The 19,322-nt window shown below is 60.9% G+C and carries 22 protein-coding genes; 11 read left to right on the top strand and 11 right to left on the bottom strand.

The window, feature by feature from the left end; translation table 11 throughout:
* Nucleotides 1-43: 43 nt before the first annotated feature.
* The gene (locus BM160_RS19660) at nucleotides 44-817 is read left to right on the top strand and encodes an MBL fold metallo-hydrolase (RefSeq protein ID WP_092007862.1); all 774 of its coding nucleotides are present in this window, start codon (nucleotides 44-46) and stop codon (nucleotides 815-817) included.
* Nucleotides 818-876: 59 nt separating this feature from the next.
* Here BM160_RS19660 and BM160_RS19665 read toward each other — a convergent pair whose 3' ends face one another.
* The 3 genes from BM160_RS19665 to BM160_RS19675 form a co-directional block, all read right to left on the bottom strand.
* Nucleotides 877-1,152: a hypothetical protein gene (locus BM160_RS19665; protein ID WP_177219081.1), complete on the bottom strand. Its 276-nt coding sequence runs from the start codon at nucleotides 1,150-1,152 to the stop codon at nucleotides 877-879.
* 244 nt (nucleotides 1,153-1,396) lie between these two features.
* Nucleotides 1,397-1,900 (bottom strand): hypothetical protein, encoded by a 504-nt coding sequence (locus BM160_RS19670; RefSeq protein ID WP_092007864.1) that lies wholly within the window; start codon nucleotides 1,898-1,900, stop codon nucleotides 1,397-1,399.
* A 32-nt stretch (nucleotides 1,901-1,932) separates the two neighbouring features.
* The gene (locus BM160_RS19675; protein ID WP_092007865.1) at nucleotides 1,933-3,162 is read right to left on the bottom strand and encodes a cupin domain-containing protein; all 1,230 of its coding nucleotides are present in this window, start codon (nucleotides 3,160-3,162) and stop codon (nucleotides 1,933-1,935) included.
* Between the two features lie 14 nt (nucleotides 3,163-3,176).
* Between BM160_RS19675 and BM160_RS19680 the strand changes: the two genes are divergently transcribed.
* Nucleotides 3,177-3,701, top strand: coding sequence for an FKBP-type peptidyl-prolyl cis-trans isomerase (locus BM160_RS19680; protein WP_092007866.1), 525 nt, complete (start codon nucleotides 3,177-3,179; stop codon nucleotides 3,699-3,701).
* 87 nt (nucleotides 3,702-3,788) lie between these two features.
* On the opposite strand, the gene BM160_RS19685 is transcribed toward BM160_RS19680, so the two are convergent.
* The 4 genes from BM160_RS19685 to coaBC all read right to left on the bottom strand — a co-directional run bounded on the left by BM160_RS19685 (nucleotide 3,789) and on the right by coaBC (nucleotide 6,701).
* The gene (locus BM160_RS19685; RefSeq protein ID WP_092007867.1) at nucleotides 3,789-4,355 is read right to left on the bottom strand and encodes an outer membrane lipoprotein; all 567 of its coding nucleotides are present in this window, start codon (nucleotides 4,353-4,355) and stop codon (nucleotides 3,789-3,791) included.
* Nucleotides 4,356-4,555: 200 nt separating this feature from the next.
* Nucleotides 4,556-5,002 carry a dUTP diphosphatase gene (gene dut / locus BM160_RS19690; protein ID WP_092007868.1) on the bottom strand — a complete coding sequence of 149 codons (447 nt, stop codon included), beginning with the start codon at nucleotides 5,000-5,002 and terminating at the stop codon, nucleotides 4,556-4,558.
* Nucleotides 4,999-5,430, bottom strand: a complete 432-nt coding sequence (locus BM160_RS19695) for a hypothetical protein (RefSeq protein WP_092007869.1) — start codon at nucleotides 5,428-5,430, stop codon at nucleotides 4,999-5,001. The genes dut and BM160_RS19695 overlap by 4 nt, the downstream gene beginning before the upstream one ends.
* Complete coding sequence (gene coaBC / locus BM160_RS19700; RefSeq protein ID WP_092007870.1) at nucleotides 5,430-6,701, bottom strand: bifunctional phosphopantothenoylcysteine decarboxylase/phosphopantothenate--cysteine ligase CoaBC; 1,272 nt, start codon at nucleotides 6,699-6,701, stop codon at nucleotides 5,430-5,432. Before coaBC ends, BM160_RS19695 begins: the two co-directional genes overlap by 1 nt.
* Before the next feature lie 177 nt (nucleotides 6,702-6,878).
* On the opposite strand from coaBC, the gene BM160_RS19705 reads away from it, so the two are divergent.
* The 5 genes from BM160_RS19705 (at nucleotide 6,879) to BM160_RS19725 (ending at nucleotide 11,816) form a co-directional block, all read left to right on the top strand.
* The gene (locus BM160_RS19705) at nucleotides 6,879-8,561 is read left to right on the top strand and encodes a CTP synthase (protein WP_092007871.1); all 1,683 of its coding nucleotides are present in this window, start codon (nucleotides 6,879-6,881) and stop codon (nucleotides 8,559-8,561) included.
* An 80-nt stretch (nucleotides 8,562-8,641) separates the two neighbouring features.
* The gene (gene kdsA / locus BM160_RS19710) at nucleotides 8,642-9,496 is read left to right on the top strand and encodes a 3-deoxy-8-phosphooctulonate synthase (RefSeq protein ID WP_092007872.1); all 855 of its coding nucleotides are present in this window, start codon (nucleotides 8,642-8,644) and stop codon (nucleotides 9,494-9,496) included.
* Nucleotides 9,497-9,548: 52 nt separating this feature from the next.
* Nucleotides 9,549-10,835 carry a phosphopyruvate hydratase gene (eno, locus tag BM160_RS19715; protein ID WP_092007873.1) on the top strand — a complete coding sequence of 429 codons (1,287 nt, stop codon included), beginning with the start codon at nucleotides 9,549-9,551 and terminating at the stop codon, nucleotides 10,833-10,835.
* A gap of 187 nt (nucleotides 10,836-11,022) precedes the next feature.
* Nucleotides 11,023-11,298: an FtsB family cell division protein gene (locus BM160_RS19720; RefSeq protein ID WP_092007874.1), complete on the top strand. Its 276-nt coding sequence runs from the start codon at nucleotides 11,023-11,025 to the stop codon at nucleotides 11,296-11,298.
* A 65-nt stretch (nucleotides 11,299-11,363) separates the two neighbouring features.
* Nucleotides 11,364-11,816: a hypothetical protein gene (locus BM160_RS19725; RefSeq protein WP_092007875.1), complete on the top strand. Its 453-nt coding sequence runs from the start codon at nucleotides 11,364-11,366 to the stop codon at nucleotides 11,814-11,816.
* Nucleotides 11,817-11,829: 13 nt separating this feature from the next.
* On the opposite strand, the gene BM160_RS19730 is transcribed toward BM160_RS19725, so the two are convergent.
* Together BM160_RS19730 and BM160_RS19735 are read right to left on the bottom strand one after the other, a co-directional pair.
* Complete coding sequence (locus BM160_RS19730) at nucleotides 11,830-12,789, bottom strand: Hsp33 family molecular chaperone HslO (RefSeq protein WP_092007876.1); 960 nt, start codon at nucleotides 12,787-12,789, stop codon at nucleotides 11,830-11,832.
* A gap of 53 nt (nucleotides 12,790-12,842) precedes the next feature.
* The gene (locus BM160_RS19735; RefSeq protein WP_092007877.1) at nucleotides 12,843-13,367 is read right to left on the bottom strand and encodes a gamma carbonic anhydrase family protein; all 525 of its coding nucleotides are present in this window, start codon (nucleotides 13,365-13,367) and stop codon (nucleotides 12,843-12,845) included.
* An 82-nt stretch (nucleotides 13,368-13,449) separates the two neighbouring features.
* On the opposite strand from BM160_RS19735, the gene BM160_RS19740 reads away from it, so the two are divergent.
* Complete coding sequence (locus BM160_RS19740) at nucleotides 13,450-14,286, top strand: ferritin-like domain-containing protein (protein WP_092007878.1); 837 nt, start codon at nucleotides 13,450-13,452, stop codon at nucleotides 14,284-14,286.
* Between the two features lie 59 nt (nucleotides 14,287-14,345).
* The gene (locus BM160_RS19745; RefSeq protein ID WP_177219082.1) at nucleotides 14,346-15,620 is read left to right on the top strand and encodes a class I SAM-dependent methyltransferase; all 1,275 of its coding nucleotides are present in this window, start codon (nucleotides 14,346-14,348) and stop codon (nucleotides 15,618-15,620) included.
* 211 nt (nucleotides 15,621-15,831) lie between these two features.
* Here BM160_RS19745 and xerD read toward each other — a convergent pair whose 3' ends face one another.
* Both xerD and BM160_RS19755 read right to left on the bottom strand, forming a co-directional pair.
* Nucleotides 15,832-16,734, bottom strand: a complete 903-nt coding sequence (gene xerD / locus BM160_RS19750; RefSeq protein ID WP_092007879.1) for a site-specific tyrosine recombinase XerD — start codon at nucleotides 16,732-16,734, stop codon at nucleotides 15,832-15,834.
* Nucleotides 16,735-16,821: 87 nt separating this feature from the next.
* Complete coding sequence (locus BM160_RS19755; protein ID WP_092007880.1) at nucleotides 16,822-17,793, bottom strand: tripartite tricarboxylate transporter substrate binding protein BugE; 972 nt, start codon at nucleotides 17,791-17,793, stop codon at nucleotides 16,822-16,824.
* Nucleotides 17,794-17,912: 119 nt separating this feature from the next.
* Between BM160_RS19755 and BM160_RS19760 the strand changes: the two genes are divergently transcribed.
* On the top strand, nucleotides 17,913-18,818 hold the full coding sequence (locus BM160_RS19760) for an AEC family transporter (protein WP_092007881.1): 906 nt from the start codon (nucleotides 17,913-17,915) through the stop codon (nucleotides 18,816-18,818).
* Nucleotides 18,819-19,024: 206 nt separating this feature from the next.
* A partial coding sequence (locus BM160_RS19765) for a transposase (protein ID WP_369821808.1) occupies nucleotides 19,025-19,322 on the top strand: 298 nt, incomplete at its 3' end.

The following is a 19,322-nucleotide window of genomic DNA, read 5'->3' on the forward strand; positions in this document are numbered from 1 at the left end:
GCGTGAGAGGGGCTTTGCTGCTTGTGACTCGCCCCCATCTCACGTGTTGAGGTTCAAGAGCCTGGGCAGCGGCAGCACGGGCAATGCCACGCTGGTAGAAGCCTCGGGCACGAAACCGTTTCGCTTACTCATAGACTGCGGACTGGGCCTCAGGCAATTGCAACTCCGACTGGGCCAAGCCGGACTGCAGCCCGAGGACCTTGACGCCGTGTTCATCACGCACGAGCATGGCGACCATATCGGCTGCGCCCTTTCGCTCACACGGCGCTACCGGATTCCGATCTGGATGAGCCACGGTACGCACAGCGCGATTGGTTCGCCCGATTTTGAGGGTTTGCTGCACACTGCGCGCGATGGTGAAATCATCGCGCTGGACGGTTTGCAGCTCACGCCCTTTACCGTCCCACATGACGCTCGCGAGCCCTTGCAGCTAAGCTGCAGCGATGGCTCGGCAAAATTTGGCATTCTGACCGACCTGGGCCACGCCACGGCCCACGTGCTGGCACACCTGGAAAGCTGCGATGCCCTGCTGCTGGAGTGCAACCACGACAGCGAATTGCTGGCCCAATCAGCCTACCCTAGCTTCCTGAAGCGGCGGGTAGGCGGTCAGTACGGGCACCTGTCCAATGCTGCCGCAGCCGATATCGCCCGTGCCATCACGCATAAAGGCCTCAAGCACCTGGTGGCCGCGCATTTAAGCGCGCAAAACAACCGCCCCGACCTGGTCCAATCCCTGCTGGCGCAGACCTTGTCCTGCGGCACAGACGACATCATGGTGGCCAGCCCCGATAGCGGGACATGCTGGCTGCAACTCTGACAAAGGCGTAGCAAAGAAACGATGCGCCTAGCCAAACGCAACAGCCCTGCAAATATCGATTAACCATAAAAAAAGCCGCCCTGAGGCGGCTTTTTAGTACTCGCTGAAGACTGATTACTTCGCGGCGCTGGCAGCAGCAGCGGTAGCGGCAGCAACAGCTGCGTCAGCAGCAGGTGCAGCGGCGGCTGGAGCAGAAGCGTCAGCAGCAGGTGCGGCTGCAGGAGCAGAAGCTTCAGGGGCAGGTGCGGCTGCAGGAGCTGGAGCCTCAACAGCTGCGGGAGCTGGTGCTGGCGCCTCTTCTTTTTTACCGCAAGCAGCCAAAGCAACAGCAGCAACAATAGCGGCCAAAACGAGTGACTTGTTCATTTTTTCGATCCTTGATGATATTTAAGAAAACAATTTCCGGAAATTGTCAAAAGACAACCCAAACCATAATTCAAGTTATATTTTTTGACCGGGGAAAGGACTCGAGCTCTTTCTACCCAGCTTTAAATTATATGATGGATGTTGCAAGCCTGAAAACCCTTAGTTGCTGAAACAAAGTCAGACAAGCAGCGGCCAAGCCAAAAAAACCACACCTCAGAGCCCCAGGGTGCTGGCAGGAAAAGCCGGCAAGCTTTTCAGCAGAACTTCGTTCAAGCGCTCTCGCAATGCCACACGCCTGGCCGTCTCAACCCCCGCTATGCCGCTACAGTGCTGCAGATCCAACCGCTCAAGGACCCAACTTGGCCCGAACAGGGCGCTGGGCACAGCATCGGCCCGCGCAGTCGCACTCCTGCGGCACTCCACAATATGCGCGCAGGTTTGCCGCCACCTCACAAAGCGCGCGTGCTTTCGCTGCAGCGGCGTGTAATTTCCGGCAATCATCGTGAACTTGCGGCCACTCTTGGACCAGTCATTCAGGGCTTGAGCCACGGCCCGCTCACCCAAAGGCCAGTCATCAAAGTCCGGGTCGCACACAATGATTTCACGCCACCCCTGGACGGCCGCCACGCTCAGGGCCTGACGGATCAAATCGCTGAACTCGCTGCGACCACCAAAGCGCCCTTGCAGCAGAATTGGAGACGCAGCAGGTGAATCCATGAATCAGTCTCCCGAAAAGGGCGCCACGCCGCTCAGTTGCCGATGACAGCCGTACCAGGCAAAACCTGCCGCAACCAGCCAGCCTCATGCCAATCGCCCAGCAAGGCCATCGCAGTCACGCTGGCCTTGCGCAGCTCACGGGCCGACAGCTCGCGCTGATCGGCCAGCTGGCGCATCAACCTAGCATCGGCACCCTTGGCGCGGTAGCTTTCGCCGTTGATGAACACATGGTTGTCGTCATACATCATGCGGGTGCGCGCATCCAGCTCGATACCGGTCTGGCCGGCTTTGGCGGCATCGCCATCCCAGGCCTGCAAGGCCTCGTCAAACCAGACCGAGGGCTTGGGCTCGGTCAGATATTCTCCCAAGACACAGCCAAGGGCCAGCGGGTCTTTCAGCGCCTCCAGCACGGCTTGCCCGGCAAAAGCCGCCAGGTCTGCCGGCAAGGCTGCCGGGGTGGCAGTCGCAGCTTGGCCGGGATCGCGATACAGGCGCGGCGCGCCTGCAGGCAGGCCGCTATCTTCAGCGTCAGGCTCGGCCGCATCTTCGCTGAACTCAGCCAGGCGGTGCAGCAACTCTGCGGCCAGCTCGGTTTGAGCCGGTGCCCGAAAGCCAATCGAATAAGTCATGCAATCAGCGGCTTTGCCGTCAGCCCCCAGGCACGCTTCGGCCACACCGTCATGGGCATAACGCGGCGGTAGATAGAGCATGTCGCCCGCCTCCAGCACAAACTCCTCGTCGGGCTCGAAATTTTGCAAGATTTTCAAGGGCACGCCCTGCTGCAAGCTGAGGTCTTTTTGCTGGCCGATCTTCCAGCGCCGGCGACCACTGGCCTGCAGCAAAAACACGTCATAGCTGTCAAAGTGTGGCCCGACACCGCCGCCGGCCGTGGCAAACGAGATCATCAGGTCATCCAGGCGCGCATCCGGCACAAAACGGAACTGTTGCAGCAGCGCATGGGCGCCCGCATCATGCATATCCACGCCTTGCACCAGCAAGGTCCAGGCCGCCTGGCTCAGCGGCGGCAAGCCTCTGGGCAGCATAGGCCCTTGCTTCATGCGCCAGCCCTTGGCTTGCTGAACGATCAATCGCGATTCGACCTGCTCGCGCCCCGCCAGCTTGAACAAGTCGGCGCGACCGAGCAAGGGCCGAAACCCGGGTATGGCCTGACGCACCAGAAGTGGCTTCTTTTGCCAGTAACGGCGCATAAATTGCGCGGGGCTCAGTCCGCCGAGAAGGTCTAGAGATTGATTTACATCCATGGGACAATTGTCGGATGAAAATCACCCCGCAATGCGTCGTAGCCCTGACATGGACGCTGAAAGATACCTTGGGCGATGTACTGGACGAACTGGACGAGCCGGTGGAGTTTTTGCTTGGCGGCAATGATTTGCTGGCCAAGATTGAAGAAGCCCTGCAAGACCACCAGGCCGGCGACCAGCTGGAACTGCATCTGGAGCCGGAAAACGCCTTTGGCGACTACGATGAAAACCTGGTTTTCCTCGAGGCCCGCACCCTGTTTCCGGCAGAGCTGGAAGAAGGCATGACCTTCGACGGCGCCGCCATGCCCGCTGGCGCCACTGCCCAGATTCCGCACGATCACATTTACACCGTGACGGAAATCTACCCCGAGCATGTGGTGCTGGACGGCAACCATCCGCTTGCGGGCATCGCCATACGCCTGACGGCGAAAATTGAGTCCGTGCGCGAAGCCAGCGAACTGGAAATTGGCCAAGGCTCCTTGGGCACCGGATTTTTCAAGCTGGAGTCGCTGACGCCCGGCAACAACACGCTGCACTGAACCAGCCCAATCGTCCACACCCCAAAGCGGCGCTGCAGGTTTCTGCAGCGCCGCTTTGCCATGTGGAACTGATTTTAGGAACTGGTTTTAATAACGGAACAGTTGCCCGTTTTGAACCCTCACGCGATCGCCGATGCGCAAATCTCCAGGTGAAGAAAAGTCATAGGCCCGTGCGCCTCCGTTGTCGAGCTGAACCGTGACGCGATAAGCTTGGCTGACATTGGGGTTACGGTTTTTCTCGATGGCATTGCCTGCCACCGCACCGCCTACGGCACCGGCAACCGTCGCGACATCTTTCCCGGTTCCGCCGCCGACCTGATGGCCGATTACCGCTCCGGCAACACCGCCTATGACCGCGCCCAGCCCCGAGCCCTTGGCCTGCGCCTGGGTCTGAAGAACTTCTATATTGCTGACCCGTCCGTATTCAACATAGTTGCCCTGCTGATTCTGTGCGGGGTAGGTATTTTGTGCGGGGTATTGACCAGGGTACTGTGCAGGATATTGACCAGGGTACTGACTCTGGGTGGGGTAAGACGAAGCCGGATAGGACGGCATCGGCGTTCCGGAGTCCATAGGCATGGATCCGCAAGCAGTCAAGCCGGCTAGTACAAGCCCTGAAAATGCGAATGAAATAATACGTGAAGCATGGCCCATGGAAATCTCCGGTAAATAAAGTTCATGACGTCCTGACTATCTGACGCGGCTCAAAGAAGTGCGCAGATTCGAGGACTGTCAGGCTTCAATTACAAACGCATTCCACCAGGCAAGAAGTGAGCCCCCAGGCTGTTGCAGCGTGGGAAGCAGCGATCGACACTTGTAGGAAAAACCCCCAAAAGATCGGGGGCCGGGTGGCGTCAGGCTTTACCGGTCGACCCGTAACCGCCCTCTCCCCGCTCGCTGGCGGGAAATTCACTGACCACATTGAACTGGGCCTGCACCACCGGCACGATGACCAGTTGCGCAATGCGCTCCATCGGCTCTATGGTGAAAGCCACATCACTGCGATTCCAGGCACTGACCATCAATTGGCCCTGGTAATCGCTGTCTATCAGGCCGACCAGATTGCCAAGGACGATGCCATGCTTGTGACCCAGCCCCGAGCGCGGCAAGATGAGCGCGGCGTAACCGGGGTTGTGCAGGTAGATGGCAATGCCCGTGGGCACCAATTGCCAGGCGTTTGGAGCCAAGGTGAGTGGCGCCTCCAGACAGGCACGCAGATCCAGGCCGGCACTGCCCGGTGTGGCGTAGTCGGGAAGGTTGTCCTGAAGGCGGGGATCCAGAATCTTGACGTCGATTTTCATGGTTTATTTTTTGGTGGAGATGCTTGAGTTTTTTTGGTTTCTTCGGCGAGCTGCCTATACAGCTCACGAACACGTTGGACGAGAGCGCCCGAGGACTGGCGGCTCAGCTTGAAGCGCACCCAGACGGCATACGCCAGCAGCACTGGAACAAACAGATAGCCCGCGCCTGGCAGCCATTTGGCCAGGACCTGCGTGGCGACCCAGGCCAGCAGCACCCACTTGGCATGCGCCAGAAGAGGCCTTCCCGCCCGGGGCTGGAGGCTGCTCTGAATCGAAGGCTGAACCGGGCTCACGGCCACTTTGGCTGCAGGCACTCCCGGCTTGGGTCCGAACAGATCCACACGCGCACCGGCCGCAGCATTGGCGTCGGTCAAACTTTCAACATAACGTGCAAAGTCGCCGTCCGGCGGTGTATCCGAGGGCTGCATCACGAGATTTTGGCGGGCACATGCACCGCCATCCTGGCAGCGATCTCCTGAACCAGCCGGCGCGCCAGCGACAGCTTGGTCGCCCGGTCCAGCCGGGTCGCCCCCTGCTGATCCAGCAGCAGCAGCGCGTTGTGATCCTGGCCAAAAGTGTCTGGGCCAATGTTGCCGACCAGCAGCGGCACTCTTTTGCGCAGCCGCTTGGCCTGGGCGTTTTCCAGCAGATCGTGGCTTTCCGCCGCAAAACCAACGCAAAACAGTTTCCCCGACTGGGCAGCAGGCGACTGAGCGACAGTTGCCAGGATGTCTGTGTTTTCTGCGAATCCAAGCTGCGGCGTCTGGCCAGAGCCATCTTTCTTGATCTTTTGATCCGACGGTGCGGCCGGCCGCCAGTCGGCCACGGCCGCAGTTGCTATAAAAACAGTAGCCTCTTGCACCCGTCCAATAACGGCTTCAAGCATATTTTGTGCTGATTTCACGTCAACACGGGTGACGCCGCGCGGCGTCGGTAAACTGACCGGGCCAGCGACCAGCGTGACCTCGGCGCCGGCCTCGCGGGCCGCGCGAGCAATGGCAAAACCCATTTTCCCGCTCGACAAGTTGGTAATGCCACGTACCGGATCAATTGCCTCGTAAGTCGGGCCGGCAGTAACCAGCAGACGCTGACCGATCAGCACCTTGGGCGCAAAAAACGCAACGATGTCTTCCAGCAGTTGGTCGGGTTCCAGCATGCGGCCGTCACCGGTTTCGCCGCAGGCCTGGAAACCGTTGCCCACACCCAAGATCTTGGCGCCATCGGCTTCCAGCTGCACAAAATTGCGCTGCGTCGCCGGATGCGCATACATCTCGCGGTTCATCGCAGGAGCAATTAACAAGGGCACCTTGTCGACAGGGCGGGCCAGGCACATCAGGCTTAACAGGTCATCGGCATGGCCGTGCAGCAGTTTGGCCATGAAGTCGGCACTGCAGGGCGCAATCAATATGGCATCGGCTTCGCGCGACAAATTGATGTGCGCCATGTTGTTGGACTCACGGCTGTCCCACTGGCTGGTGTACACCGACCGGCCGCTCAAGGCCTGCATGGTCACTGGCGTGATGAACTGCTCGGCCGCTTCGGTCATCACCACCTGAACGGTGGCGCCGGCCTTGATCAGGGCACGACACAACTCGGCCGCCTTGTAGCAGGCAATCCCACCCGAGAGTCCCAGCACCAGATGTTTGCCGGCCAGGTCCAGCGCTTGGGCCTCATCCGGGCCATTTGCTTGATTCGTCATGTTCCGCAATGTAGCAGCAGGATGACCCTGCGCTCTTCACCTTACGCAATACCTTGCCCGAACCGGGGAAAGCCTGGACAAAAAAACCTTGCATCGCGACAGTCAAAGCCGTGCTCAGGCAGGCAACCCGTATAATCTCCGTTTACCACCTCAGCGAACTTGTGGTTCGTACCTGACATGACCAAATTTGTCTTCGTCACCGGCGGTGTGGTGTCTTCCCTGGGCAAGGGAATCGCCTCAGCCTCCTTGGCTGCGCTTCTTGAATCGCGCGGCCTCAAAGTCACCCTCATCAAGCTTGATCCGTACATCAACGTCGATCCCGGCACGATGTCGCCTTTCCAGCACGGTGAAGTGTTTGTGACCGACGACGGCGCAGAAACCGACCTCGACCTGGGCCACTATGAGCGTTTCATCGAAACGCGCATGAAGAAAACCAACAATTTCACCACCGGCCGGATTTACCAGTCGGTGCTGGAAAAAGAGCGTCGCGGCGACTATCTCGGCAAAACCGTACAGGTCATTCCGCACGTGACCAATGAAATCCAGGAATACGTCAAGCGCGGCGCCGGCATAGGCACCGATGACGCGGTCGACGTCGCCATCGTGGAAATCGGCGGCACCGTGGGTGACATCGAGTCCCTGCCCTTCTTGGAAGCCGTGCGCCAGCTGAGCCTGCGCATGGGGCCCAACAACACGGCCTTTGTGCACCTGACCTATGTGCCCTGGATTGCGGCCGCCGGCGAGCTCAAGACCAAGCCGACCCAACACACGGTGCAAAAGCTGCGCGAAATCGGTATCCAGCCCGACGCCCTGCTGTGCCGCGCCGATCGCCGCATTCCCGACGAGGAACGCGACAAGATCTCGCTGTTCACCAACGTCCATGAATGGGGCGTGATCTCCATGTGGGACGTGGACACCATCTACAAGGTGCCGCGCATGCTGCACGAACAAGGCCTGGATGGCCTGATCTGCGACAAGCTGCGCCTGAACACGCCCCCCACCAGCCTCAAGCGCTGGGATGACCTGGTTCATGAAACCGAGCACCCGCAAGGCGAAGTGCGCATTGCCATGGTTGGCAAGTACGTTGACCTGTCGGACAGCTACAAGTCGGTCAACGAAGCCTTGCGCCACGCCGGCATGCGCAACCATGTGCGCGTCAAGATCGATCACATCGACTCCGAAACCATTACCCCCGAGCACGTGGCCAGCTTGGCCCAGTACGACGGCATTTTGGTTCCCGGCGGTTTTGGATCGCGTGGTGTCGAAGGCAAAATTTGCACGGCGCAATTTGCTCGTGAAAACAAAGTGCCTTACCTCGGCATCTGCCTGGGCATGCAAGTGGCCACCATCGAGTACGCCCGCCATGTCGCCGGTCTGAAGGATGCCAATAGCACCGAATTCAACCCCGACACGGCCCACCCGGTGATCGCCCTGATCAACGAGTGGAAAGACGCCGACGGCACCATCCAGGTGCGCGATGCCAACTCCGACCTCGGCGGCACCATGCGCCTGGGCGCACAAAGCTCGGACGTGGAGCCAGGCACCCTGGCCCACCAGATCTACGGCGACGTGGTGACTGAGCGTCACCGCCATCGCTACGAAGCCAACGTGAACTACCTGGACTCGCTGCGCAAGGCCGGTCTGGTGATTTCCGCGCTGACCCAACGCGAACAGCTCACCGAAATCGTGGAACTGCCTCAGGATGTGCACCCCTGGTACATGGGTGTGCAATTTCACCCTGAATTCAAGTCCACGCCCTGGAGTGGCCACCCGCTGTTCAACGCCTTTATCGCTGCGGCCCTGAAGCGGCGCGCGCTGATGGCCCCAGCCGAAGGCAAGTCGCTGAAAGTCGTGGCCTGAAATGTCCGTGAGCCGCCGCTCCTTGCTACCATGCCTGCCGGCGGTGCGGCCTCCCCTTTGACAAGCCTGAAGAAAGTCCTATGAAACTTTGCGGATTCGATATCGGGCTGAGCCAGCCCTTCTTCCTGATTGCCGGACCCTGCGTGATCGAGTCCGAGCAATTGCAGATGGACACCGCCGGCACGCTGAAAGAGATCACCTCCGCGCTGGGCATTCCCTTCATCTTCAAGAGCAGCTTTGACAAGGCCAACCGCTCCTCGGGCAGCACTTTTCGCGGCCCGGGCCTGGACAAGGGCATAGAGATTCTGGCCAAGGTCAAGCGCGAACTGGGCCTGCCGGTGCTCACCGACATTCACGACGAATCGCAGATCGCCCAGGTCTGCAGCGTGGTTGACGTGCTGCAAACGCCTGCCTTTCTGTGCCGGCAAACCGACTTCATCCGCGCCGTGGCCCAGTCGGGCAAGCCGGTGAACATCAAGAAGGGCCAGTTCCTCGCCCCTGGCGACATGAAAAACGTCATCGACAAGGCCAGAGCCGCCGCGCGCGAAAAAGGCCTGAACGAAGACAACTTCATGGCCTGCGAGCGCGGTGCCAGCTTTGGCTACAACAACCTGGTGAGCGATATGCGCAGCCTGGCCATCATGCGCGAAACGGCCGCTCCCGTCGTCTTCGATGCCACCCACTCGGTGCAACTACCGGGCGGCCAGGGCGCCAGCAGTGGCGGCCAGCGCGAGATGGTGCCGGTGTTGGCGCGTGCGGCCGTGGCCGTCGGTGTGGCCGGCCTGTTCATGGAAACCCATCCCGATCCGGCCAAAGCCATGAGCGACGGCCCCAACGCAGTGCCCCTCAAGCACATGAAAGCCTTGCTGGAAACGCTGCTTGACCTTGATCGCGTGACGAAAAGAAATGGCTTTCTCGAAAACAGCTTTCAGTAAGCCGTTAAAAACAGTTTTTGGGTTTTGTAATTTTTGATTTGAAAGAACTTAAATGAGCGCAATTGTTGATATCGTCGGCCGCGAAATTCTTGACAGCCGCGGCAACCCCACCGTTGAGTGCGACGTGCTGCTGGAATCCGGCGTCATGGGCCGTGCCGCAGTACCCTCGGGTGCCTCCACCGGCTCGCGCGAAGCCATAGAGCTGCGCGACGGTGACAAGTCGCGCTACCTGGGCAAGGGCGTGCTCAAGGCCGTCGAACACATCAATACCGAAATCTCCGAAGCCGTGCTGGGCCTGGACGCCAGCGAACAAGCTTTCCTGGACCGCACGCTGATCGACCTCGACGGCACCGAGAACAAATCACGCCTGGGCGCTAACGCCATGCTGGCCGTCAGCATGGCCGTGGCCCGCGCCGCCGCCGAAGAGGCCGGCCTGCCGCTATACCGCTATTTCGGCGGTATGGGCGCGATGCAGATGCCCGTGCCCATGATGAACGTGATCAATGGCGGCGCCCACGCCAACAACAGCCTGGATCTGCAAGAACTCATGATCGTGCCCGTGGGCGCGCCCAGCTTCCGCGAAGCCCTGCGCTGGGGCGCTGAAGTGTTCCACGCCCTCAAGAGCATCCTGAACGACAAGGGCATCAGCACCGCCGTGGGCGACGAAGGCGGCTTTGCGCCCAGCGTTGAAAACCATGAAGCCGCGATTCAGCTGATCCTGGAAGCCATCGACAAGGCCGGCTACACCGCCGGCGAACAGATCGCCCTGGCCCTGGACTGCGCCGCCAGCGAGTTCTACAAAGACGGCGAGTACGTACTCGAAGGCGAAGGCGGCCTGCGCCTCTCGGCCCAGCAATGGACCGACATGCTGGCCACCTGGTGCGACAAGTACCCCATCATCAGCATCGAAGACGGCATGCACGAAGGCGACTGGGATGGCTGGAAAATCCTGACCGAACGCCTGGGTAAAAAAGTGCAGCTGGTCGGCGACGACTTGTTTGTCACCAACACCAAGATCCTCAAAGAAGGCATTGACAAAAACATTGCCAATTCCATCCTGATCAAGATCAACCAGATCGGCACCCTGACCGAAACCTTTGCTGCCATCGAAATGGCCAAGCGTGCCGGTTACACCGCCGTGATTTCGCATCGTTCAGGCGAAACCGAAGACTCCACCATTGCCGATATCGCGGTGGGCACCAATGCCGGCCAGATCAAGACCGGATCGCTGTCGCGCTCGGACCGCATGGCCAAGTACAACCAGCTGCTGCGCATAGAAGAGGATCTGGGTGACATCGCCTCCTACCCTGGTCGCGACGCCTTTTACAACCTGAAGTAATGGCCCCCACGCTCGCGCACTTCGTGTCGTTCGCGAGGCCTTGCAGGCCGCCGCTCGCCAGAGGCTTCGCCTCTGGCGCCTGTCCAAACCTGCGCAAGCAGGTTTGGAGCCGTCGGCTCCAGCCCCAAGGGGGCCGCGTTTCGCCTTGGGGCGGCCCGGCGACGAAACATCACTCTCAAGTGTAAGTATGGGTTCACGGATCATCCCTGCCGTCCTGATTGCGCTGTTGGTGTTATTCCACGCGCAACTCTGGATTGGCCGGGGCAGCATTCCCAGTGTGCGCCAGATGCAGCAGAAGCTGGATGAGCAAACTGCGAGCAATGCGCAGGCGCAAGTCCATAACGACCAGTTGGCCGCCGAGGTCAGCGACCTCAAGGAAGGTCTGGAAATGGTCGAAGAAAAGGCACGGAGCGAATTGGGCATGGTCAAGCCCAATGAAATTTTTGTGCAAGTCAGCCCTTAGTCAACACCCTCAAGAGCTGACAGCCTCCGCCCCTCTTCTTTTCACTTCCCCGTTCTGGCATCACCATGCTGAAAATTGCGCTGCTAGGCGCTCCCCATAGCGGAAAAACGCAGCTCGCGGCCGCGCTGACGGCCTCGGCTACGCCCGTCATCGTTGTAGTGGCCGACACATCGGCCCTGCGGGCCGAGCGCTACGACCTGGCCTTGCTCATGGGTCTGGACGGCAGCGCCCTCATGAACAGCCCCGAACAGGAAGCTGCCGACCAGTCAATCCGCGCTGCTCTGGCGCATACGGCCCAGCCCTACCAGGTGATCTATGGCTCGTCCGCTGAACACCTGAGCCAGGCACTCCAAGCCATTGAGCGGCTCTTGCCTGCGACAGGCAGCGGCAGACATGCAAACCCCAGCCCGGGCAAACGCGCCAAGGCCTGGGTCTGGGCTTGCGACAAATGCAGCGATCCGCAGTGCGAATACCGGCTGCTGAGCGATCTGCTGGCTCAGCGCGCCGCAGCAATTTGACCTAAGAGCCTGTTTACTGAATCGTCGAGGTAGGCGGCGGCTGGCGGCTCTGGCTGGTGAACAGCTGCGCCGCATCCACCGGGTCAAACGCGTACTGCTCGCCGCAAAACTCGCAAGCCACATCGACCTTGCCGCGCTCGGCAATGATGCTTTCAATTTCTGCCGTGCCCAGGCCGCGCAACATATTGCCCACGCGCTCACGCGAGCAGCTGCAGGCAAAGCTGGGGCTCAAAGGGTCGAAGCGGGTGATGGGCTCTTCCCAGAACAGACGGCGCAAAATCGTGTCCACATCCAGCGTCAGCAGTTCCTCACGCTTGAGCGTGCCGGCCAGAATGGCGATGCGGTTGTAGTCCTCGTTGAGGCCGATCTGGTCCTCGTCCGTGTCGCGCCCCTGCAGATTGCCCACGCCCTTGACCGGCAGGCGCTGAATCAGCAAGCCGGCGGCAACATTGCCGTCGGCCGCCAGAATCAGCTTGGTGTCCAGCTGCTCGCTTTGCAGCATGTAGTGCTCCAGCACCTCGCTCAGGTTTTCAATTTTTTCATGCCGGTCGCCAAACAGCGGCACCACGCCCTGGTAGGGCTGCTGGCCCGGGAACTTGTCCTTGGGGTCCAGCGTGATGGCGCAGCGCCCCTGGTTGCCGACATTGACCAACTGGCTCAGCGAGCTGCCCGCCTCGACCTCTCCGCTGACGGTCGCGGTGGCACGCAGGCTCAGGTCAGGCTGCACCTCGGCCACGGCCAGCTTGACCGGCCCATCGCCAAAAATTTGCAGAACCAGCGCGCCGTTGAACTTGATATTGCTTTGCATCAGCGCCCCTGCGGCCGCCATCTCACCGAGCAGATGCGTGACTTCGATCGGGTAGCCGCCAGCGGCTTGCCGACGCTTGAGGATTTCCTGCCAGGAATCGGTCAGGCGCACCAGCATGCCGCGTACCGGCAGGCCATCAAAGATAAATTTATGAAGTTCAGACATGGCAGAAAAGTAAAAAGTAACAGGCCGGAGCCAAAAAAACCAAAGCCGACCGCTCAGGCCAGCTTCTTGAGCCCGGTCTTGTAGCGCCGGGCATTGTCTATATAGTGCTGGGCGCTCATTTTTAAACCCTCTATCTGTTCCGGCGTGAGCTGCCGCACCGCTTTGGCCGGGCTACCCAGAATCATGGAGCCATCGGGGAACTCCTTGCCCTCGGTCACCAGTGAACCGGCGCCGACCAGGCAGTTCTTGCCGATTTTCGCTCCATTGAGCACCACCGCCTGTATACCTATCAGCGAGCCGTCGCCAATGGTGCAACCGTGCAACATGACCTGATGGCCCACCGTCACGTTGTCGCCTATGACCAGCGGTATGCCATGGTCGGCGTGCAGGACACTGTTGTCCTGGATATTGGAACCCCGACCCACCTGAATGGTTTCCACGTCGCCCCGCAGCACCACGCCAAACCAGATGCTGCTATCTTGCGCCAGGCTGACCTTGCCCATGACGTGCGCGCTGTCAGCCACCCAGGCCGAGTCATGAATGTCAGGGGTCGAATCGTCGAGCTGGTAAATAGCCATGGATATCCTTGATAAATGGTCTGGAGGATGGGCTTTTGATTGTAAGTAGCCCACGCCCCTCTTCATCATCGACAATTCCCCCATGACAGCCACGCCCCAATCCGCAGAACTACGCCAGTTGGCCCTGCAAGCGCTGCTGGCGCCAGATTTAGAAGAAAAAGTGCTTCTAACGCAGCAACTGCGGGCGCAAGCAGCTACTCTTTCAATAGCAATAGACGCCGCCATCCTAGCCCCGCCTGGCCTGCCTGGCTGCCCGAAGCAGCCGGAGCTGCGCTCCCACCTGGATGTGCCCAAGCGCTCCCCCTTCACCGCAGAAGGCCTGGCCGCCCTGCTCCACGCCGTGACCCACATCGAGTTCAATGCCATCAATCTGGCGCTGGATGCGGTCTGGCGCTTTCCCGGCATGCCGCGGGTCTACTACCTGGACTGGCTGCAAGTAGCGGCCGAGGAAGCGCAACACTTCAGCCTTTTGCGCACCCTGCTGCAAAGCATGGGCTACGACTATGGCGACTTCCCCGCCCACACCGGCCTGTGGGACATGACGCAAAAGACCAAGGGCGACGTGCTGGCGCGCATGGCCCTGGTGCCGCGCACGCTGGAGGCCAGGGGGCTGGATGCCACCCCGCCCATGCAGGCCAAGCTGCGCAAGGTCGGTACGCCCCATGCGCTGCGCACAGTGGCTATTCTGGACATCATCCTGCGCGACGAAATCGGCCACGTGGCCATAGGCAACCACTGGTACCGCCACCTGTGCGCCCAGCGCGGGCTGGACCCGATCGCCAGCTATGCCATGCTGGCCAGGCAATACGGCGCGCCCCGGCTCAAAGGCCCGTTAAACCTGGAGGCGCGCCGCCACGCCGGCTTTGACGAGGTCGAACTGGCCCTGCTGAGCACCCCTGAGACCGCATCCATGCTGTAACGGCAAAAAATGCGCAAGCGCGCTAGACTGTACAAGCACCCAAGAAAAGGAGTTTGCGCATGATCCGGCATCTGGTTCCTGACATCTCTTCGCAAATGCCACGCCTGCCGGCGGACATTGCCCTGCAACTGCCGCAAGGCCAGCGCCTGGGGGCGGCCGATGCGCCCGTCAAGCTGAGCTTTTCCAGCTGGACCAGCATTGCCAGGCTCAAGGCCGGGCAAATCGGCGCCCTGGCCGAAGACTATGTCGAGGGCAAGCTGCAGCTCGAGGGCGCCATGCGCGATATCATGCGCGCGGTCACCAAGGTGCTGCCGGGCAATCCGGTGCATAGCGACACCGGCTGGTGGGCCCATCTGCTGCGGCGGGCCAAATCCATGGCGGCCCACACCCCCGCCAAGGACGCAGCGCAAATCCAGTTTCATTACGATGTTTCCGACGCCTTTTACGCGCTCTGGCTGGACCCGCGCCGGGTTTATTCATGCGCCTACTATGCCGACCTCGGCAATCCCCAGGTGACGCTGGCGCAAGCCCAGGAGGCCAAGCTGGACCACATCTGCCGCAAGCTGATGCTCAAGCCCGGCGAGCGCTTTCTGGACATAGGCGCCGGCTGGGGCGCACTGCTGCTGTGGGCGGCCGAGCATTACGGCGTCGACGCCACCGGCATCACGCTGTCCAAAAACCAGCACGCCCATGTGCAAAAACTGATCGACGAAAAAGGCCTGGGCCAGCGCGTGCGCATGGAGTTGCGCGACTACCGCGACATGAGCGAGGACAGGCCTTTCGACAAGATCTCGTCGGTCGGCATGTTCGAGCATGTCGGGCAGGCCAATATGTCCGCTTACTTCAACAAAATCATGCGCCTGCTGGCGCCCGGCGGGCTGGTCATGAACCACGGCATCACCGCCGGAGGGCTGGAAAACCGGCAGCTAGGCGCAGGCATGGGCGACTTCATCGAAAAATACATCTTCCCCGGCGGCGAGCTGCTGCATGTCAGCGCCGTACTGGAGCACCTGGCCCGCGCCGGGCTGGAGATGGTGGACACCGAGAACCTGCGCCCCCACTACGCCCGCACGCTGTGGGACTGGTCAGACGCGCTGGAGGCCAGGCTGGAGGATGCGCGCCAAGTGCTGGCTGCCGACGGCGGTCCTGAGCGCGCCGAAAAAACCCTGCGCGCCTATCGCCTGTACCTGGCCGGTAGCGCCATGAGTTTTGAGCAGGGCTGGATCGCGCTGCACCAGGTGCTGGCCACCCGGCCCTCCGGCCATGTGGACGACACGCCCGTCAAGGGCGCCCAGTCGGGCTATCCGTTCCGGCGCGACTATATGTACAAGTAAAAGCCCCCACGCTTGCCACTGCGTGTGCTGCGCTGCCCCTGAAGGGGCTGTGCTTGCTTGGGGCGGCCCGGCGCTGCGCACTTTGCCCCCACACTTGCCACTGCGTGCGCTGCGCTGCCCCCGAGGAGCCGTGCTTGCTTGGGACGGCCCGGCGCTGCGCACTTTAGCCCCAGGCTTTTCACTGCGCGTAATACGCCGCCGATTTACCCCCTCAGCCGCGCGGATGGTGTAGCGCATGCAGCGATTTCAGCCGTTCCCGCGCCACATGGGTGTAAATCGTGGTGGTGGAAATATCGGCATGGCCCAGCAGCATCTGCACGGCACGCAGGTCGGCACCATGATTGAGCAAATGCGTGGCAAAAGCATGGCGCAGGGTATGGGGTGACAGCGGCGAGGTGATGCCGGCCAGCTGCGCATATTTTTTAACCAGCATCCAGAACATCACCCGGCTCATGCCGCGGCCATGGCTGGTGACAAACAGATCTTCGGTCTGCTGGCCCCCCAGAATGACGGAGCGCGCCTCGGCCAGGTAGCGCACCAGCCACTCACGCGCCACCTGCCCAAAAGGCACCAGCCGCTCCTTGTTGCCTTTACCCATGACGCGCAGCACGCCTTCATTCAAACCCACATGAAAGGTCTTCAGCCCGACCAGTTCGCTGACGCGCAGGCCGCTGGCGTAGATCAACTCCAGCATGGCGCGATCGCGCAAGCCCAGCGCGCTATCGTCCGCGGGGGCCGACAACAAGGACTCCACCTGGGATTCACTCATGAGCTTGGGCACCCGCAAAGCCTGCTTTGCAGCCTGCAGCTTGAGCGTCGGGTCGGCCGCCACCCATTGCTCACGCAGCGCCCAGCGAAAGTAGCGCTTGAGCACGGTCAAGCGCCGGTTCGCCGAGGTCGCCTTGGTCAGCGCATGCCTGGCCAGAAAGTAAGCCTGGATATGCTCCAGCGCCGTCTGATCCAGTGGCCGGCTCCCTTGTGCTTCGGCGCCCAGCCAGTCGGCATAAAGCGACAGGTCGCGGCGATAGGCCTCCAGCGTGTTTTTGGACAAGCCATCTTCCAGCCACAAGGCATCGATAAAGGCATCAATACTGGACTGGCTTTGTGCATGCATGGGCTTGAGCCTAACAAATAAAAAAACCGTCCGGCAAGCCAGTGGCCTGCGGGGACGGCTTTAAACCCGGCGCGCCGGGACCATGAATTACTCGAGCTTGAGATTGGCCGACTGAACCACTTTTTTGTAGACGTCGAACTCAGCCTTGATCTGCGCCGAAAACTGCTCTGGCGTGTTGGCAACAATCAGTGAACCGGTGTCTTCGATGCGCTTGCGCACTGCCGGATCTTCCAGCGCCTTCTTCACCCCGGCGCTGACCTTGTCGACCACTTCCTTGGGCAGGCCCTTGGGGCCCAGGATGCCGTAATAAGCCATGCGATTGACTGGCTCCAGACCGACTTCCTTGAAGGTCGGCACATCGGGCAACACGGCCAGACGCTGCGGCGCCGCCACCACGATGGGGATCAGGCGCTTTTGCTGAATGAAAGGCAGCGCGGAAGGCAGGTTGTCAAAAATCATGTTGACCTGACCGGCCACCGTGTCGTTCAGCGCCGGGCCGGCGCCGCGGTAGGGAATGTGCGTCACAAAGGTGCCGCTCAAGCCTTTATACAACTCCATTTGCAGGTGGCCAATGCCGCCTGTGCCCGAGGATGAATAGGAGTATTTACCGGGATTTTTCTTCAGTTCGGCCACGAACTCCTTGTAGTTCCTGGCGGGGAAGCTGGGGTGCACCGCAATGATGTTGGGCGTGGCCGCGATATTGATGATGGGCGTGAAGTCCGTCAGCGGGTTATAGGAAATCTTGGGATTGATGGCCGGATTGGCGGCCGTGGTGGACACCGTGGCCACGCCCAGCGAATAGCCATCGGGAATGGCCCGGGCCGTTTCGGTCGCGCCGACCACGCCGCCGCCGCCGGCCTTGTTCTCCACGATGACGGTTTGACCCAGCGCCTTGCCCAGGGGTTCGGAAATCACCCGGGCGACGATGTCGGTGGTGCCACCAGGGGCAAACGGCACTTGCAGCTTGATGACCTTGTTGGGATAACCCTGCGCCAGGGCCGAGCCTGCAGCGGCGCTCAGCGCCAGCGCCGACAGGGCAAACAGATAACGACGTTGCATACTCAATATCCTTCCAATAAAACAACTGGAATGTTAAACGCAGGACATCCGCCTTTCGCTGCCAAAGCCGGAATTCGCCTAGGGGCAAACCCGCGCAAATTACGGTTATTCTCAGCTGGGTGAATTACGCTCAACTCCTTTTCCCCGACTTTTCCCTGATCCTCTGCGGCTACCTGATCTGCCGCTACACCGCCCTCAACCGCACGGTCTGGGAGCAGGTGGAAAGCCTGGTTTACTACGTCCTGTTTCCGGTCCTGCTGTTCCACTCCATCGTCAAAAGTCCGCTGGATTTACTGGCAACTTCCAGCCTGATCAGTGCCGGCCTGCTGATGGGGCTGGCCGGCATCGCCATGGCCTACAGTCTGCCGCACCTGCCCTGGCTGGGCCGTCACATCGATCCGCGCGAGCACGCAGCCAGCGCCCAGGTGGCCTTTCGCTTCAACTCCTTCATCGGTCTGGCACTGGCGGACCGGCTAGCGGGCAGTGAAGGCCTGCTGCTGATTGCGGTGCTGATTGGCGTGTGCGTGCCGCTCTTCAATGTGGCTGCCGTATGGCCCATGGCCAAGCACGCCCAGCGCGGCTTTCTGCGTGAGCTGGTGCGCAATCCACTGATCCTGGCCACCGCCAGCGGCCTGGCGGCCAACCTGCTGGGCTTCACCCTGCCCCAGTGGCTGGAACCCACGGTGATGCGCATCGGTGCGGCCTCGCTGGCACTCGGCCTGATGGCGGCCGGCGCCGGCATGCAGTTCGGCCATTTGTCGCAGGCCAAAACCCTGGCGGTGGCGGTGCTGTCTATACGCCATCTGCTGCTGCCGCTGGTCGCTTTCGCCCTGGCCAAGGCGTTTGCCTTGTCCCTGGCGCAAACCTCCATACTGCTGGCGTTTTCCGCGCTGCCCACGGCCTCCAGCGCCTATGTGCTGGCGGCGCGCATGGGTTACAACGGCGGCTATGTCGCTGGCCTGGTGACCTTGTCCACCATGCTGGGTGTGGTGAGCTTGCCGTTTGCGCTGGGTCTGCTGCACTAGCTTGACCTTGACCGGCCTTGCAGCAGCAGTTTGATGCGACCCAGCCGGAAACGCTATTAATTAAATAGCTAGCTGCGCTCACCCATCAAGGGCTGGAGGCCAATTTCACCTGATTAGCGACTTGCCTCAGACCTCCTTGGAACTCCGCGTCAAAGCTTTGCCTCCAACCAACAGGCCCAATGCACCGGGAGGCCAAGGAGAGCGATATGTCCATGAACGCCATCCAATTCCAGCGCGGCCTGTCGCTGGCGCAATTCCATGCACAGTACGGCAGCGAGGAGCAATGCGAGCGAGCCCTGGTGGCCGCCCGCTGGCCCCACGGCTGGCAGTGCGCGCACTGCGGTTGCAAGCGTTTTTTTCTCACGCGCAACGGCAAAGGTCGCCAGCTGTGGGAGTGTTTTATCTGCGGCTACCAGTGCTCCAGCATCGCGGGTACGGTGTTCGAGCACACCAAGCTGCCTTTGCGCACCTGGTTCCTGGCGCTGTACCTGCTGACCCAGCACA

The sequence above is a fragment of the Polaromonas sp. OV174 genome (assembly GCF_900112285.1).
Lineage (GTDB): Bacteria > Pseudomonadota > Gammaproteobacteria > Burkholderiales > Burkholderiaceae_C > Polaromonas.